Source organism: Actinopolyspora lacussalsi (assembly GCA_030803735.1).
GTDB classification, from domain to species: Bacteria; Actinomycetota; Actinomycetes; order Mycobacteriales; family Pseudonocardiaceae; genus Actinopolyspora; species Actinopolyspora lacussalsi.
Genome location: JAURUC010000001.1, coordinates 1504114 through 1520199, shown reverse-complemented (window position 1 = coordinate 1520199; position 16086 = coordinate 1504114). Strand labels below are relative to the sequence as shown.

The window sequence follows — 16086 nt, the reverse complement described above, 5'->3', positions numbered from 1 at the left end:
GGGTGGGTTCCAGTCGGGAAGCAGCAGGATCCATCGGCACCGGGGACGTAATGCCGGGCTCATCGGAGGGGGAGCTCGACTTCGTGTTCGTCTTCGGTGCGGGATCCGTGGATGCGTCGCTCGGTTTCGGTGATGGTGACGTCGTTGATGCTGGCCTCGCGGCTTCGCATGAGGCCGTGTTCGTCGAATTCCCACATTTCGTTGCCGTAGCTGCGCCACCACTGCCCCGCTGTGTCGTGGCACTCGTACTGGAAGCGGACGGCGATCCGGTTCTCGTGGAATCCCCACAGGCTCTTGCGTAGCGCGTAGTCGAGTTCGCGTTCCCACTTCCGGGTGAGGAAGGTGATGATCTCCTCGTGGCCCCGCAGGAAGGTGTCCCGGTTGCGCCACGTCGAGTCCGGCGTGTAGGCCGTCGCCACTCGGTGGGGATCGCGGGTGTTCCAGGCGTCCTCGGCGGCCCGGACTTTCCGCAGGGCCGTTTCCCGCGTGAATGGCGGGTACGGCGGACGGGCTTCCGACATGACGGATCTCCTCACGTGTTGAGAACGTGCGTTCTCTATTGATGATGCCCTAAAATAGGAAACGACCGTTCTCGACGTCAAGGAGTCACGGATGCCGGCCCCACTCACCGAGGAACGCGATCGTCTGGACCGTGCTGCGCTGCTCGACGCGGCGGAGCGGCTGTTCTACGAGCGAGGTATCCAGGCGGTCGGGATGGACGAGGTGCGTACGGCCTCGGCGCTGCCGTTGAAGCGGATCTACCGGTTCTTCCCGGCCAAGGAGGAACTGGTGGTGGCGATGCTCCGGCGGCGCGACCAGCGGTGGCGGGACGACCTGGCCGCGTTCGTGGAGCGCGTTTCGGATCCGTGTGAGCGGGTGCTCGCGGTGTTCGACTGGCTCGCCGAGTGGTTCGTCGAGCCCGGTTTCCGGGGGTGTGCCTGGATCAATGCCCACGGCGAGCTCGGCTCTTCCTCGGAGGCGGTGCTGGCCGAGGTTCGGTCGCACAAGCGGGCGTTTCACGATCAGCTCGCGGAGTGGGTTCGGGCCACGGGTGTGGCGGTGGTCGAACCGGTGTTTCTGCTGTTCGAGGGGGCCGTCGTCACGGCGGGTGTCAGTGGTGATCCCGCTCCGGCGCGTCATGCTCGTGCGGCTGTCGCCGAACTGCTCGGCACGCCGTGATTCCTCGGGTGGCATCCGCTTGCCCGACCGGGTCATTCCTTCGGTTGATCAGGCACGAACACTGCCTCCCGTGGTGATCATCGTCACCGTTCCGAGGGAGGTCGGACCCATTCGCTTCCGTCTCCGCCGCGCCTGGCACGTTTTCGAATGTTTCCCCGGTGAGGAGTGGAAAAGGGCTTACTCGCCGTGGCGTTGACGTTCTGCCGTGTCGAGCTCCCTCTCGTGCCTACGACTATGTGGACACTGCTTGTGTTGCGCCGCTTTGATCAACTAGTTTGCCCTTTCGGGTGACTGTTGATCGCCTGATCGGGCGATCGGCTGTGGTCGTCCGCCGGCTGGGCAAGAGCATGCTCGGCACCGCGCTGGGGGATTTCAGTGCGTGGGCACTGACTGATCCGACGCGGACAGGAACGTGTGACATGCGTCGAAATGGTGGTGTGTGGTGACAGGTACGGACCCGGTCTCCGGTCAGCAGAACGATAACGGGCAGTCGCCGCTGAGTCTGGGCACGGCGGCCGCGCGGAATCTGTCGACGACGACGAAGACTCCGCCGCAGATGCAGTCGATCACCTCGCGGTGGTTGCTGCGCCTGCTCCCCTGGGTGCAGGCCACTGGTGGTTCTTACCGGGTGAACCGACGGCTGACCTACCAGCTCGGGGACGGGCTGGTGACCTTTTCCAACACCGGCTCGACGGTGCGAGTGATCCCGGGCGAGTTGTGCGAGTTGCCCGCGCTGCGAGGATTCGACGACACCTCGGTGCTGGAGGGCTTGGCCGAGCGATTCGAGCAGCGCGAGTACGCCCCGGGCGAGGTGATCGCCGAGGCGGGAAGCCCGACCGACGAGATCGTACTCATCGCGCACGGCAAGGTGAACAAGCTCGGTACCGGGCCCTATGGGGAGCAGACGACACTGGGAGTGCTGGCCGGTGGTGAGCACTTCGGTGGCCAGCTCCTGGCGGACGGCGAGGCCACGTGGGAGTTCACCGCCAAGGCCGTGACCCCGTGCACCGTGCTGACGTTGTCCCGGCAGTCCGCCCAGGAGGTGGTGGACCGTTCCGACGCGCTGCGCACCCACCTCGCGCGGGTCGGTACCGCTTCGCAGGGCGCGCACAACGCCGACGGTGAGTCCGAGGTCGCGGTGGCCTCCGGACACGCCGGTGAACCGGATCTGCCCGGCACGTTCGTCGACTACGAGCTCAAGCCCCGCGAGTACGAGCTCAGCGTGGCCCAGACGGTGTTGCGCGTGCACAGTCGGGTCGCGGATCTGTACAACGAGCCGATGGACCAGACCGAGCAGCAACTTCGGCTGACCATCCAGGAGCTGCGCGAGGAGCAGGAAAAAGAGCTGGTCACCAACCCCGATTTCGGGTTGCTGCCCAACGCCGACCTGCGCCAGCGCATCCACACCCGCACCGGTCCGCCGACCCCGGACGACATGGACGAGCTGCTGTCGCTGGTGTGGAAGGACCCCGGATTCTTCCTGGCCCACCCGCGAGCCATCGCCGCGTTCGGGCGCGAGTGCAGTCGTCGTGGGTTGTACCCGGCCAGCGTGGACATCGGTGGGCACCAGGTACCCGCCTGGCGGGGTGTGCCGATGTTCCCGTGCAACAAGCTGCCGATGAGCGGCTCCCGGACCACCTCGATCATGTTGATGCGTACCGGCGAGGCCAACCAGGGTGTGGTCGGGCTGCACCAGACCGGTTTGCCCGACGAGTACGAGCCGGGCCTGTCCGTGCGGTTCATGGGTATCAACGAGAAGGCGTTGATCTCGTACCTGGTCTCCACCTACTACTCCGCGGCGGTGCTCGTGCCGGACGCGCTGGCCGTGCTGGACGACGTCGAGACCGGTAGGGAAGGCTGAGCCCGTGGCGAGCCAACCGTTCGAGCTCCCGGAGTTCTACCTGCCCTGGCCCGCCCGGTTGAACTCGCACCTGGGGAGCGCGCGCGAGCACTCCACGGCGTGGGCGCGCCGGATGGAGATGGTCACCCCCGGTGGCGCGGCGGGCAGCAGCGGCGCGTTCGCCTGGGACGAGGCCACGTTCGACTCGGCCGACTACCCGCTGCTGTGCGCCTACACCCATCCGGACGCCACGGCGGAGGACCTCGATCTGGTCACCGACTGGTACGTGTGGGTGTTCTACTTCGACGACCACTTCCTGGAGCACTACAAGCACACCGGCGACCTCGCCGGAGCCCGGCAGTATCTGGCCGGACTGTCGGCGTTCATGCCGACCGATCCGGCCGAGCGTCCGCCGGAGCCGACGAATCCGGTGGAGTGGGGCCTGGTCGACCTGTGGAACCGCACGACCTCGATCATGTCGGCCGACTGGCTCGTCCGGTTCGCCGAGGCCACGCGCAACCTGCTCGAGGACTGCGTGTGGGAGCTGACCAACATCAACCAGGGACGGGTGCCCAACCCGGTCGACTACATCGAGATGCGCCGCAAGGTGGGTGGGGCGCCCTGGTCCGCCGGGCTCGTCGAGCTCGCCGCTCGCGCCGAGATCCCGGCGTCGGTCGCCGTGAGCAGGCCGATGCGGGTGCTCACCGACACGTTCTCCGACGGGGTGCACCTGCGCAACGACCTGTTCTCCTACCAACGCGAGACCCAGCAGGAAGGCGAGGTCAACAACGGTGTGCTGGTCATGGAGACCTTCTTCGGGACCGGTCCACAACGGGCCGCCGAGCTCACCAACGATCTGCTGACCTCGCGATTGGAGCAGTTCGACAACACCGCGCTGACCGAGGTGCCCGCGCTGTGCGACGAGCACGCCCTGGGGCCGGACGAGCGGGCCAGGGTGCTGGCCTACGTCAAGGGGCTGCAGGACTGGCAGGCCGGTGGTCACGAGTGGCACACCCAGTCCAGCCGGTACATGAACGAAGGTGTCACCACGACACCCACCGCCACGGGCCTCACCGGTCCGAGCGGGCTGGGTACCTCGGCGGCCCGGGCGTTCACCCGGCTGCGGCCCGGCGTGCGGCGCCGGGCCCAGCAGCAGTCCCACATCCCGTTCCAGCAGGTGGGGCATCTGACGCTGCCGGAGCTGTACATGCCGTACTCGGTGCGGATGAGCCCACACCTGGACAACGCCCGTGAGCACGGTGTCGACTGGGCCCGGCGGATGGGCATGTTCGACTCGGTGCCCGGGGTGGAATCCCACGGGGTGTGGGACGAGCGCCGGTTCATCGGTTTCGACTTCGCCCACTGCGCGGCGATGATCCACGCCGATGCGGGCTCGGAACAGCTCAACCTGTCCGCGGACTGGCTGGCCTGGGGAACCTACGGCGACGACTACTTCCCCGTCGTGTTCGGAGCGACCCGCAATCTGGCGGCGGCCAGGGCGTGCAACGACCGGTTGTCGGCGTTCATGCCCGTGAACGGCGAGTCCACACCGGAACCGAGCAATCCGATCGAGCGGGGACTGGCTGATCTGTGGCGACGTACCGCCGGGCCCATGCCCACCGCGGCGCGGCGTCAGTTCCGCACCGCGGTGGAGGAGATGACCGCCAGTTGGTTGTGGGAACTGGACAACCAGGCCCAGCACCGGGTGCCGGACCCGGTCGACTACCTCGAGATGCGTCGCAAGACGTTCGGCTCGGACATGACGATGAGCCTGTCCCGGCTGTCGAATCTCGACGTCGTGCCCGCCGAGGTGTACCGGAGCACGGTGGTCCGGGAGATGGAGACCGCCGCGCAGGACTACGCCTGCCTGACCAACGACTTGTTCTCCTACCAGAAGGAGATCGAGTTCGAGGGCGAGGTCCACAACCTGGTCCTGGTCGTCGAGCGATTCCTCGACGTCGATCGGTGGCAGGCCCGCGACGTGGTGGCCGAGGTGATGAACGCCCGGATGCGGCAGTTCCAGCAGATTCTCACCGAGCAGCTACCCCGGGTGTTCGAGGAGTTCGGACTCGACGAGTCCGCCCGCCGGGTGCTCATCGGTCACGCCGAGGGTCTGCAGGACTGGATGTCCGGAATCCTGGAGTGGCACCGCAGGTGCGTGCGCTACACCGAGGCCGAACTGCGACGTCGTCACGAGCCGGGGGCTGCCGCGATCGGGACATCATCGCCCCGCGGTGCTCCCGATATCGCACAGCCACAGGGGGTGCTCCCGACACGGCAGCGCCTGGCCGGCCCCACCGGCCTGGGAACGGCGGCTCGCATCGCCGCGCCGAGGGGAACCACGGACCGGCCTTCACCCGAAGCCGGGTGACCGGTTCCGTGGCTGCCCGCTTTTAGATCCGACACGCGAGGGGGAGAGACATGACCGAGATCGCTACGAGCGCGTCCGACGAACCGGGATCCAACGGACAGGGACAGCTCAGCCTGGGCACGGCCGCGGCCCGCAATCTGGCCACCACCACGAAGACGCCGCCGCAGATGCGGGCGATCAGTCCTCGGTGGCTGCTGCGCATGCTGCCCTGGGTCGAAACCACCAGCGGTTCCTACCGGGTCAACCGGCGGCTGACCTACGAGCTCGGGGACGGGCGCCTGACGTTTTCCAACACCGGTGACAGAGTTCGCGTTCTGCCACCGGAGCTCCGCGAGATATCCCCCTTGCGTGATCTCGACGACGAGACGGTGCTCGAAGCACTGGCGGAGCGGTTCACCCAGCACCACTACGCCCCGGGCGAGAGCATCACCACCGCTGGTGAATCCGCCGACGAGCTGATACTGCTCGCCCACGGCAAGGTCAACACCAGTACTCCGGGGCCCTATGGTGGCGAGGTGTCGCGGGACGTGCTCGCCGACGGGGAGTACCTCGGCGAGCACGTGCTCACCGGCGGTCGGGACACCTGGCCCGCCACGGCCACCGCGCTCACACCGTGCATCGTGCTGCGGCTGTCCCGCCGCGACGTGGACGAGCTCACCGACCGTTCCGAACCACTGCGTGCCCACCTCGATCGGGTGCGCGGCCACACCCCGCCCGAGCACAACAAGCACGGTGAAGCGGCCGTGCGACTGGCGTCCGGCCACGAGGGTGAGACCGAGCTGTCCGGTACTTTCGTCGACTACGATCTCAGTCCTCGTGAGTACGAACTCGCCGTCGCCCAGACCATCCTGCGCGTGCACACCCGGGTCAACGACCTCTACAGCCAACCGATGAACCAGCTCGAGCAGCAGCTCCGGCTGACGGTCGAGGAACTGCGCGAGCAGCAGGAATCGGATCTGGTCAACAACCGCGAGTTCGGGCTACTGCACAACGCCGACCTGCGCCAACGGATCCAGACCGCGGGCGGCCCACCCACCCCGGGCGATTTCGACGAACTGCTGTCCCGGCGCCGCAAGTCGGAGTTCTTCCTGGCCCACCCGCGCACCATCGCCGCGTTCGGCCGCGAGTGCAACCGCCAGGGCGTCTACCCGGACAGCGTCGACGTGGACGGCACCCGCGTGACCTCCTGGCGCGGCGTTCCGCTGCTGCCCTGCGACAAGATCCCCATCAGCGAGAGCAACACCAGCTCGGTCCTGGTCATGCGAACCGGGCAGAAGCACCAAGGGGTGGTCGGGCTGCACCAGACCGGTATTCCCGACGAGTACGCACCCGGCCTCAACGTGCGGTTCATGGGCATCAACGACAAGGCCGTCACTTCGTATCTGGTCAGCGCGTACTACTCCGCCGCCGTGCTCACCCCCGACGCGCTCGGCGTGTTGGAAAACGTCGAGATCGGGCGCTGAAAGGAACACTCACATGGCCACCCCAGATGTGTTCCCACACGCGGTTCCGGCAGCGGAGGCTTACGAGGCCCTGGGCGTCGCGCGCGGCCGAGTCGATCCCGCGCTGCGGTCCGCGGTGGACACACTGCCCGAGGACATGCGTCGTATCGCTCGATACCAGTTCGGCTGGACCGATGAACACGGCCTTCCCAGCGACGCCTCGGGCGGAAAGGCGTTACGCCCCGCGCTGGCCCTGCTCGCCGCCGAGGCCGTGGGTGGCAGCACCGATGCGGTGCTGCCCGCCGCTGTCGCCGTCGAGCTCGTGCACAATTTCTCGCTGCTGCACGACGATCTCATCGACACCGACGCCACTCGTCGTCACCGCCCCACGGCCTGGACCGTGTTCGGGTCGGAGGCGGCGATCCTGGCAGGCGATGCCCTGCTCTCGCTGGCTTCCGGGGTGCTCGCCGACAGTGGGAACCCGGCTGCCCTCGCCGGTGTGCGACTGCTCAACGACACTGTCCAGGAGCTGGTTCAAGGCCAGGCCACGGATCTGGCCTTCGAACAGCGCGGTGATGTCGACGTCGACGGATGCCAACGCATGGCCGAAGCCAAAACCGCCGCGCTGCTGGCTGCCGCCTGCGAACTCGGTGCCCTGTTCGCGGGGACCGAGCCGCGGCGGGTCGAGCACCTGCGTCGCTTCGGTCACGATCTCGGGCTGGCCTTTCAGCACGTCGACGACCTGCTCGGCATCTGGGGCGATCCCGAGACCACCGGCAAGTCCGCCTATTCGGACCTGCACGCCCGGAAGAAGACCCTGCCAGTGGTGTTCGCGCTGAACTCCGACACCACCGCCGGACAGCGGCTCGCCACGCACTACCACCAGCCGTCGACCTCGGAAGTCGCGCTGACCGACATCGCCGATCTCGTCGACGCGGCGGGTGGCCGCGCCTGGAGTCACGCCCAGACCGACCGGCTGCTCGCCCGAGCGCTGGGCCACCTCGACGCGGCCGCTCCAACCGCCCGAACCGACGAGCTGACCGCGCTCGCGCACCTCGTCACCCGACGCGATCACTAGACGATATTCGGTGATCTTGTGGTGGGTTCGTGAACCGGCACTGTTCCGGGAACCTCGACACGCAGTTCCACCAGCGGCACACCGTATCGGGATGGACAGTGGGCAGAAACGCGGCAAGCGGCCCGGCACGAGGCTTTTATGCTCGGAAGACGGTTTGCTTTATATCACGTCCACATACTGCGAGACTGTCGAGCACGCCGGCGGATACGAGCAGAAAACGGGTGGTGTGATCGGTGATCGTCGATCTGTCGGATGTGTGCACCAGCGCTGGACTGCATAGAAAAATCAAGGTTTATTTTGGTTTTCCCGATATGTACGGAATGAATTGGGATGCCTTCTGGGATGCCATAACAGGGCTGGTCGAGCTGCCTGACGAGATTACGTTTGCTGGGTGGGGGCACTTCGAAAACGTATTGCCGAACGATGCTCGAATCATGCGTGATGTATTCGATGAATACATGACGGGCCCGTATCACTCTCACAAGGTGATCAGGTTCGAGTGACGCCACGGTGAGGGTGCCCCGAAGTCTGATTCCGGTTCGGCCGGGTACGCCAGCAATAATCGAGCGGCTCCAGCGACACTCGGGGTAGCCCCATCCGCATCGGTGGAAGTGAACAACGAAACCACAGCCTTCGCCGTGGCGACTCGGTTGCGGGGGATCAAGTGAGCTTGATCTGACGGTTGACGTCCTTGTAGAGCAGGTAGCGGAACTTGCCGGGGCCACCGGCGTAGCAGGCCTGCGGGCAGAAGGCGCGCAGCCACATGAAGTCGCCCGCTTCGACCTCGACCCAGTCGTCGTTGAGGCGGTAGACCGCCTTGCCCTCCAGGACGTAGATACCGTGCTCCATCACGTGCGTCTCGGCGAAGGGGATCACGGCACCGGGATCGAACGTGACGATGTTGACGTGCATGTCGTGGGACAGGTCGTCGGGATCGACGAATCGGGTGGTCGTCCACGCGCCGTCGGTGTCGGGCATCGGAGTGGGGGTGACGTCCTGCTCCTGCACGGTGAAGCCCTCGGGAACCGGGTGCCCGGGTAGTGGCTCGTAAGCCTTGCGGACCCACTGGAAGCTGGCCGTCTCCTCGGACTCGTTGGTCACCGACCAGTCCGCGCCCGCGGGCAGGTAGGCGTAGCCGCCTGGGGAGAGGACGTGGGTCTCGCCCTCGAGCACGACGGTGAGTGCGCCGGAGAGCAGGAACAGCACCGATTCGACACCGCGCTCCGGTTCCGGTTCGTCGCTGCCGCCGCCGGGGGAGACCTCGACGACGTACTGGGCGAACGTGGTGGCGAACCCGGCCACGGGCCGGGCCAGGATCCAGGAGCGGGTGCGGTTCCAACCGGGCAGGTTGCTGGTGACGATGTCGCGCAGCACGCCGCGTGGGATGACGGTGTAGGCTTCCTTGACCACGGCCCGGTCGGTGAGCAGCGTGTCCTGCGACGGGAGGCCGCCTTGCGGTGCGTGGTACGTCGGTGCGTTCAAGGTCCGCTCCTGTCCTCGTCGAACTTCGCGTGCCCGGTCGCTCCTCCGGTGCGGAGCGCCGTTGGCATGCCGGGTGCCCACCGGGGTCCGGGGAGAGATCGTTTCCGTCGGTGGCCGTGATCTTTGTGACAGTTTGTTCCGTTATTCGGAATAGTGATTCCGTATGAAGGATACTTTAGTTAGTCCCGTCAGTCGGGTCAACGCGCGTCCCGTCGGGTGATCCATGGACGGCAGCGTCGTCGGTCCAGGTGTGCGGGACGCCGGTGCGATCGAGGAGGGATCATGATCGGCGAGGCCGAATCGGAGCTGCGTCGCTGCGTGGAGCTGGCGGAGGAGGCGTCGCGGGCGGGTGACGAGCCTTTCGGGTCGGTCCTGGTGGCCTCCGACGGGCGCCGTCTCGCCGAGGACCGCAACCGTATCGTCACCGGCGGTGACGCGACGCTGCATCGTCGCTTCGTGGCCGGAGGCGGCTGAATCCGCCGCACGATCGGACCTCACCCGATCGACGTGCGGAGCGGGTGGGTAACCGTCGTGCTGCCGGTGGGCCCGCCACGGGATGCGGGCGAGGGCCGCTGCTTCCGGAGCGTCGCTCGGGAATTAGGGTTACCGGATGGTAGAACGCCAGGTGTCGGCGACCAGGACGGTCGCGACCACACCGGACAGGATCTTCGAGCTGCTCACCGATCCGGACCGGCACTCGCTGTTCGACGGTTCGGGCACGGTGCTACGGGCACAGCAGGGTGGCCCCCAGCGGCTCGAACTCGGCTCGAAGTTCGGCATGGACATGAAGATGGGCGCCTCGTACAAGATCCTGAACACGGTGGTGGAGTTCGAGCAGGACCGCCTGATCGCGTGGCGACACTTCAACGGTCACCGCTGGCGTTGGCGGCTTCGCCCGGTTGGGGAGCGAACCGAGGTGACCGAAACCTTCGACTGGTCGACCGCTCGGATTCCGCTGCTGATCTCGCTGAGTCCGTTCCCCCGGCGGAACAGAGCGGCCATCGAGAAGTCGTTGCACCGCCTCGGTGAGCTGTTCCCGGGCTGAGTCGTTCCCGTCCCGAGGCGGTGCGGCCTTCGAGCTCTCGCGTCCTCGGCGGCCCGAGCCGGTTTGCCCGACTCAGCCCGGCACACCTGTCCGGACGGCCTCGACGTCCTCGGCCAGCAGCCGGGTCAGATCGGCGGTGGAGGTGTCCGGCGAGACCGACAGTCGCGAGGCCTGGTGGTCGACCATTCGCTCGAAGGTCTTGCGCGCGGTCCGGCCGTTGCCGAAGGTACCGTCCTTGGGCATCGCCTCGAAGTAGTCCTCCAGTGCTTCGGCGGCGCTCTCGTCGAGCTGGTAGTCGTGCTCGGCGCACTGCTGGCGCACGATCGTGACCAGTTCCTCGGCGGTGTAGTTGGTGAACTCTATGGTCCGGCTGAAGCGGGACTCCAGCCCGGGGTTGGTGGCCATGAACTCGCGCATCTCCGCGGAGTAGCCCGCCGCGATCACCACCACCTCGTCCCGGTGGTCCTCCATCAGCTTGACCAGGGTGTCCACGGCCTCCTTGCCGAAGTCCGGGCCGGAGCCACCGGAGGAGGAGCTCAGGGTGTACGCCTCGTCGACGAAGAGCACTCCGCCCAGCGCCTTGTTGAACTCCTCGGTGGTCTTGATCGCGGTGCCACCGACGATGTCGGCGACCAGATCGGCGCGCGAGACCTCGACCAGGTGCCCGGAGGCGAGCACCCCCAGCTCGGCCAGCACCGCGCCGTAGAGCCGGGCCACGGTGGTCTTGCCAGTACCCGGTGCTCCCGCGAAGACCAGGTGCCTGCTCATTGGGGGCGCCGACAGCCCGGCCTCCTGGCGCCGCTTTGCCATCTTGTTCAGGTTCACCAGCGTGGTGACGTCGTGCTTGACTCCCTCCAGCCCCACCAGCGAGGTCAACTCCCGCATCGGCTTGCTCTGCTCGGTGCCCGCCTCGGCAGTGCCGGTCTCGGGGCCGCCGACCTCGGCAGGGTTCCCGCCGGAGGGGGAGTCGGAGTTCCCGTTCCCGAGGCCGTACGCGTCCGGGAAACCGTTTCCGGAGCTGGTGAATCCCTCCACCGTCAACGCCTCCGAGGGAACCGTGCGACGCAGGCCCGCACCACGGTTGTCGGTGGCCGTGCAGTCGCGCAGCACCACGCTCTCCGTCGAGCGCACGCTGATACCGTCGGCCTCGTTCTCGGCGAACTCCGATTCGGACACCTCGGCACGGGCCGAGGGGTCCACCCGCACGCCACATGCCCGACCGGAACGGGCCCGGCAGCGGTTCAGCACGATCCCGCCCCGTTCCCCGGTGTGCACCCCGTCGCCACCGGCACGATGGACGTCGCAGTCGGTGAACGTGGCGTCCGCGGCACGCAGCACCGCTACCCCGGAACCGTTCGTTTCCAGCACGCTGCACCCGTTGACCGTCGCCGCACCGTCGTCCGCGACGAGCACGCCCACCTCACCGGCCCGTTCGATCTCGACGTTGTCCAGCCGGGCCTTCGCTCCCTTGGTGACCTCCACGGCCGCTCCCGTGGAGCCGGTGATCCGCAGCCGCCGGGCGGAGGGTGTGGCGCCGCTCGTGGCGCTCAGTCCCGTCCCCTGGCACTCGGTCACGGTGAGCCGCTCGAACTCGGTGCTCGACTCCGCCTCGACGAGGACTCCCGTCCCGCGCACCCCCGTGATCGTGCAGTCGCGGAGGATTCCGGCCGAGCCACCGGTGATCCGGATGCCGTGGTGGTTGGTGTGTTCGACGGTGCACCGCTCCAGCGTGCCGCGGCCGGTGGAGGCGATCAGCAGTCCGTCCGTCTCGGATCGCTCGACGGAACAATCGGTGAGCTCCACGGTCGAACCGGTGGCGAGGTAGCAGCCGATGCCACGACTGTCACGCGCCGCCAGTCCGCTCAGCGTGGCCGATGCTTGCTCCTCCACGGCCAGCGCGGGCTTGCGCGCGCCGATGATCGTGATGTTCTCGCCGTCGATGCGCCCGCTGCCGTTCAGGCACAGTCCGTTGCCCGCCGCCTGCTCGACCGTGCACGAGCGCAGCGTGAGTACCCCCTGCTCGGCGGCCACGATCCCCGACGTTCCCGGCTCGGGGAAGGTGCACCGCTCGACCGAACTTCCGAGGGGCGAGGTGATCACCACACCGGCGCCCTCGGAGTTGCGCACCGAGCAGTCGCGCATCGTCAGGCCGCCCCGACCGTGGCCGTGGACCGCCGCCCAGGCAGTCGCCTCCAACCGGCACTCGGTGATGGTCAACCGGTCCGATCCGGCCACGGCCACGGGACTTTCCGGATCAGTGGAGCGCAGGGTCAGTCCGCTGAGCTTCGTCGCGACGTCGCCCGATATCACCGGCCCCCGCGCGGAGCTGATCTCGACGGTGTCCGGCCCGTCCTCGGCGACGAGCGTGACCGGTCTGCGCGGCGCCAGGCTCTCCTCGTACTTCCCGGGTGCGATGTGCACCGTCGCTCCCTCGGGAGCCGAGTCCACCGCTTCGGCGATCGACGAGTGGCAGCCGGGAGCGTCCGGCGAGACGATTATCATCAGCTCTCCTGCTGGCTGAGCCCCGGTGTTCGCACCGGTTTGGTGGAGTGTGTCCTTCTCGTGCCGAGGTGTCGCGTGTCCCGGGCGGCTCGTTCTCGTGCCACCGCGATCAGGCGGGCATGAGTCGGCCCTCCAGCCGTGCGGTGGCCAACTCCACACGGGAGCGGCAGCCGGTTCGGGTGAACAGTTTGGTCAGGTGGCTTTCCACGGTCTTCTCACTGGCCTGTACCGCCATCGCGATCTGACGGTTGGTGTAGCCGTCACTGACCAGATCGATGATTCGGTTCTCGGTGCTCGACAGCGGTTCCCGCGGGCCGCGTGAGCGCGTCAACGCGATACCGCGGCTGCGCATCAGCTCGCTGAACACTCCGCGCCCGTACGAGGATCCGAACTGTTTAACCAGGTCGTAGCCCTCGTGTAACCACGGTCGCGGTTCCTCGAGCAGTCTGCCCATCGCGGCGCAGCCACGGGCGACCCGATGGTTGTCCCCACGCCGCTTGGCCGACTCGATTCCCTCGCGCAGGCGTGTCGGGTCCGCCTCCACCATCCCCCGCGCGAGCAGCGCCGCCTCCCTGGCCGAGGCGGTGCGGTGGCGGGTCTCGAAGGCTTCCAGCTGTTCGAGCATCCGCTCGGCGCCCTCCTGATCACCGAGTCGAACACTGTAGTCGATCAATCGCTCCAGCAGCCGTTCCAGACCTGCCGTACTGCCACGGTCGCGGTGGTGCAGGTATTCCCGCCATCCCTCCGCGACCGCCTCGGCGGTGTGACCTCGGCGGTGTCGCAGACCGCAGCGCACCCAGGCGAGGAGGTGGCCGCAGGCGAACCTTCGCGGCAGCCGGGCCAACCAGTTCTCGGCCCGCCGGAAGTGGCCTCGCGCCGCACAGATCTCCGCCGCCACCACCCGCGTCAGGTGCAGTGCCAGCGAGCCTCGGGGATGCGATCGGTCGGCCTCCAGCGAACGGGACACCGACAGCGCCTCGTCCCACTCACCGGCGTAATAGGCACGCAGCACCCGCTGGTAGGCGTGGGCGGAACCGCCACCGCGACTTCCGGGGCGGTGCCCGAGGACCAGTTCCAGCGCCGTGGCGTGGTCGAGCATGCTTCCCGCGTCGCGCAGCCGCTCGATGTCGGGGGCATCTCGCTCCGCCGGGTGACACTGTTGCCACCGCGAGAGTGCTCGTAGGAACCGCTCGTGCTCGCCCTCCATCGCTTGGAGCAGCAGCAGTACTTCGTCGAAAGCGATCACCGGCCGTGCCTTGTCCCGTGCGGCGGGGAAGGTCGCTACCAGAGTGTCGAGTGTGGTCATCGCTTCGCGCGTTCGCCCGCGAAACAGCGCGGAGAAGAGCCGGCGCACCTGTTCGGCGTTCTCGTCCCGCGTGCTCATCAGGTCGAACAACCGTGTCGAATCGTGGATCCCGACCGTGTGCCCCTCGTGCAGCTGCACCAGGAACCAGCAGACCGCGAGCTCGGCCAACATCCGCTCGTCGTCGTGCCCGTACGGACCGGTTCCCGCCGAATCGACCTCGCGGCGCGGTGTTTCCAGCAGCGTGGGCAGCACGGTCCCGAGATCGTCGGCCAGCTCCCTGAAGTTCCCTCGGGACAGCTGCAGTCGGGTCATCGTTTCCAATGACCTCGGCAGCCGCCGGTCCGACGCCCGCATCCGGTGCACCGCCGCGCGGTACCGTTCGGCGGCCCGCTCCGGATCGGTTTCCACGGTTCTGCCCGCCTCGTGGAGCAGGATCTCCAGGCCGCGCTCACCACCGAAATCCGGGCCCGCCTCGACGAGATGATGCGCCAGCGCCGAGTCATCCACCGCGCCCCCGCGTTCGCGGCGGTCGAGCATGTGCCGAACCAGCGCGCCGTGCACGGGCCGGGACGACCGCGCCCCTTCGCGGCCCAGCGCCGTTCCCAGCGCGGGTACCGACAGTCGCAGTCGACCGTTGTCCTCGCGCAGCACTTCGTCGTGCACCAGCCGGTCCAGCACGCGTCCGCAGGCGTGCAGCTCGACGTCGGCTACTTCGGCGAGCACCGGCAGATCGTTCACGTCGAGCTCGCCGAGCACCGCGACGCACCACACGATCCGGCCGCCCTCGGGGCCGCACTCGTGCACCGGGCGCAGCAGCTCGTGGTCGCCGGGCAGCGCGATCGGCTCCCAAGACGAGCGCAGGCACAGGTGTTCGTCGATCACCGTGAGACGGTCCTCGCGGCGGAGCGCTCGCACGAGCGAGCGCATCGTCGCCGGGTTGCCGAACAGCGGCCCCAAAGTCGTGCGCAACGCCTCCGTCGTGGTCGGGTCCACGGCCGCCTGCCCACCGGCCCACCGCGGCAGCAGCGCCGTGATGTCGTCGTCCGACAAGGGCGGGAGATCCAGCACGGAGTCGGACAGGTCCACCAGTTGTTCGTGGGCTCCACGGGAGGCGTTGCCGAGCGTGGCCAGCACCACGCCGCCCACGGCCCGAACACCCTGGGCCAGCGACGACAGTGCGGAGACCGACTCCCGATCCACGTGGTCGACGTCCTCGATCACCAGCACGGTGCGTTTCCCGCGTGCCAGCCGCGTCAGCGCGCGGGTCAGTTCGTGCACCAGGGGCAGCGGGGTGGAACGCGTCGGACCTTCTCCCGTGGGGCCCTCGCTCGTGGGACGCAGCCGTGCCGCCGCCGCGACCGCCTCCAGCAGCTCGGGTTCGCGTTGGTCGCCCACTCTTTCGCGCACGGCCTCCAGTAGCGCGTCGAACATTCGCGGCGCCGGGACGGCGGCCGAGACCGAGAGCACCCGCACGTCGTGTCGAAGCCAGTTCCGCGAGGCGGCATCGAGCAGTGCGCTCTTTCCCGAGCCGCTCGGTCCACGTACGACGAGCAACGCTCCGGTTCCGTCGGAGGTGTGAACGGTGCTGTCGAGCCGGGCCCACTGCTCGTCTCGGCCGAGGATGGGGGTGTGCTCGCGAACCATTCGCCTTTCTTCCTGGTGTAGGTGGGGCCGATGTGCGGTCACGTTCGTCGGAAGGGCTACGCCCGCACCTCTTTGTTATCGAGGATGTGAATGTCACACCAGTGTTGCTAATCATGATGCCCTAGATGGAGGGAGATCCCTCGCGTGGAGCACAATGGATCACCATGAGATCGAGGCACGTCCTCCTGTCCGAAGTT

General features: G+C 67.7%; 11 protein-coding genes and 1 pseudogene. 8 read left to right on the top strand and 4 right to left on the bottom strand.

Going from position 1 to position 16086, the window contains the following annotated elements:
• Positions 1 to 59 precede the first annotated feature (59 nt).
• Positions 60 to 521, bottom strand: coding sequence for a nuclear transport factor 2 family protein (locus J2S53_RS06590; protein ID WP_456240245.1), 462 nt, complete (start codon positions 519 to 521; stop codon positions 60 to 62).
• Positions 522 to 612: 91 nt separating this feature from the next.
• On the opposite strand from J2S53_RS06590, the gene J2S53_RS06585 reads away from it, so the two are divergent.
• From J2S53_RS06585 to J2S53_RS06560, 6 genes are all read left to right on the top strand, one after another.
• Positions 613 to 1179: a TetR/AcrR family transcriptional regulator gene (locus J2S53_RS06585; RefSeq protein ID WP_456240244.1), complete on the top strand. Its 567-nt coding sequence runs from the start codon at positions 613 to 615 to the stop codon at positions 1177 to 1179.
• Positions 1180 to 1735: 556 nt separating this feature from the next.
• Complete coding sequence (locus J2S53_RS06580; protein WP_456242720.1) at positions 1736 to 3040, top strand: family 2B encapsulin nanocompartment shell protein; 1305 nt, start codon at positions 1736 to 1738, stop codon at positions 3038 to 3040.
• 4 nt (positions 3041 to 3044) lie between these two features.
• Positions 3045 to 5390 (top strand): family 2 encapsulin nanocompartment cargo protein terpene cyclase, encoded by a 2346-nt coding sequence (locus J2S53_RS06575; RefSeq protein ID WP_456240243.1) that lies wholly within the window; start codon positions 3045 to 3047, stop codon positions 5388 to 5390.
• Positions 5391 to 5440: 50 nt separating this feature from the next.
• Entirely contained in the window at positions 5441 to 6853 is a 1413-nt protein-coding gene (locus tag J2S53_RS06570; RefSeq protein WP_456240242.1) for a family 2B encapsulin nanocompartment shell protein, read from the top strand.
• 13 nt (positions 6854 to 6866) lie between these two features.
• Positions 6867 to 7910, top strand: coding sequence for a family 2 encapsulin nanocompartment cargo protein polyprenyl transferase (locus J2S53_RS06565; RefSeq protein ID WP_456240241.1), 1044 nt, complete (start codon positions 6867 to 6869; stop codon positions 7908 to 7910).
• Positions 7911 to 8143: 233 nt separating this feature from the next.
• Entirely contained in the window at positions 8144 to 8413 is a 270-nt protein-coding gene (locus J2S53_RS06560; protein ID WP_456240240.1) for a barstar family protein, read from the top strand.
• A gap of 157 nt (positions 8414 to 8570) precedes the next feature.
• Here the strand turns inward: J2S53_RS06560 and J2S53_RS06555 are convergent, their stop codons facing one another.
• Positions 8571 to 9392, bottom strand: a complete 822-nt coding sequence (locus tag J2S53_RS06555; protein WP_456240239.1) for a bifunctional allantoicase/(S)-ureidoglycine aminohydrolase — start codon at positions 9390 to 9392, stop codon at positions 8571 to 8573.
• Positions 9393 to 9674: 282 nt separating this feature from the next.
• Here J2S53_RS06555 and J2S53_RS06550 point away from each other — a divergent pair.
• Positions 9675 to 9848 (top strand): annotated as a pseudogene (locus J2S53_RS06550) (nucleoside deaminase); the annotation flags it as partial.
• Between the two features lie 154 nt (positions 9849 to 10002).
• Positions 10003 to 10437, top strand: coding sequence for an SRPBCC family protein (locus J2S53_RS06545; protein ID WP_456240238.1), 435 nt, complete (start codon positions 10003 to 10005; stop codon positions 10435 to 10437).
• Between the two features lie 72 nt (positions 10438 to 10509).
• Here the strand turns inward: J2S53_RS06545 and J2S53_RS06540 are convergent, their stop codons facing one another.
• Both J2S53_RS06540 and J2S53_RS06535 read right to left on the bottom strand, forming a co-directional pair.
• Positions 10510 to 12939: a right-handed parallel beta-helix repeat-containing protein gene (locus J2S53_RS06540; RefSeq protein WP_456240237.1), complete on the bottom strand. Its 2430-nt coding sequence runs from the start codon at positions 12937 to 12939 to the stop codon at positions 10510 to 10512.
• 109 nt (positions 12940 to 13048) lie between these two features.
• Entirely contained in the window at positions 13049 to 15889 is a 2841-nt protein-coding gene (locus J2S53_RS06535; RefSeq protein WP_456240236.1) for an AAA family ATPase, read from the bottom strand.
• Positions 15890 to 16086: the final 197 nt, after the last annotated feature.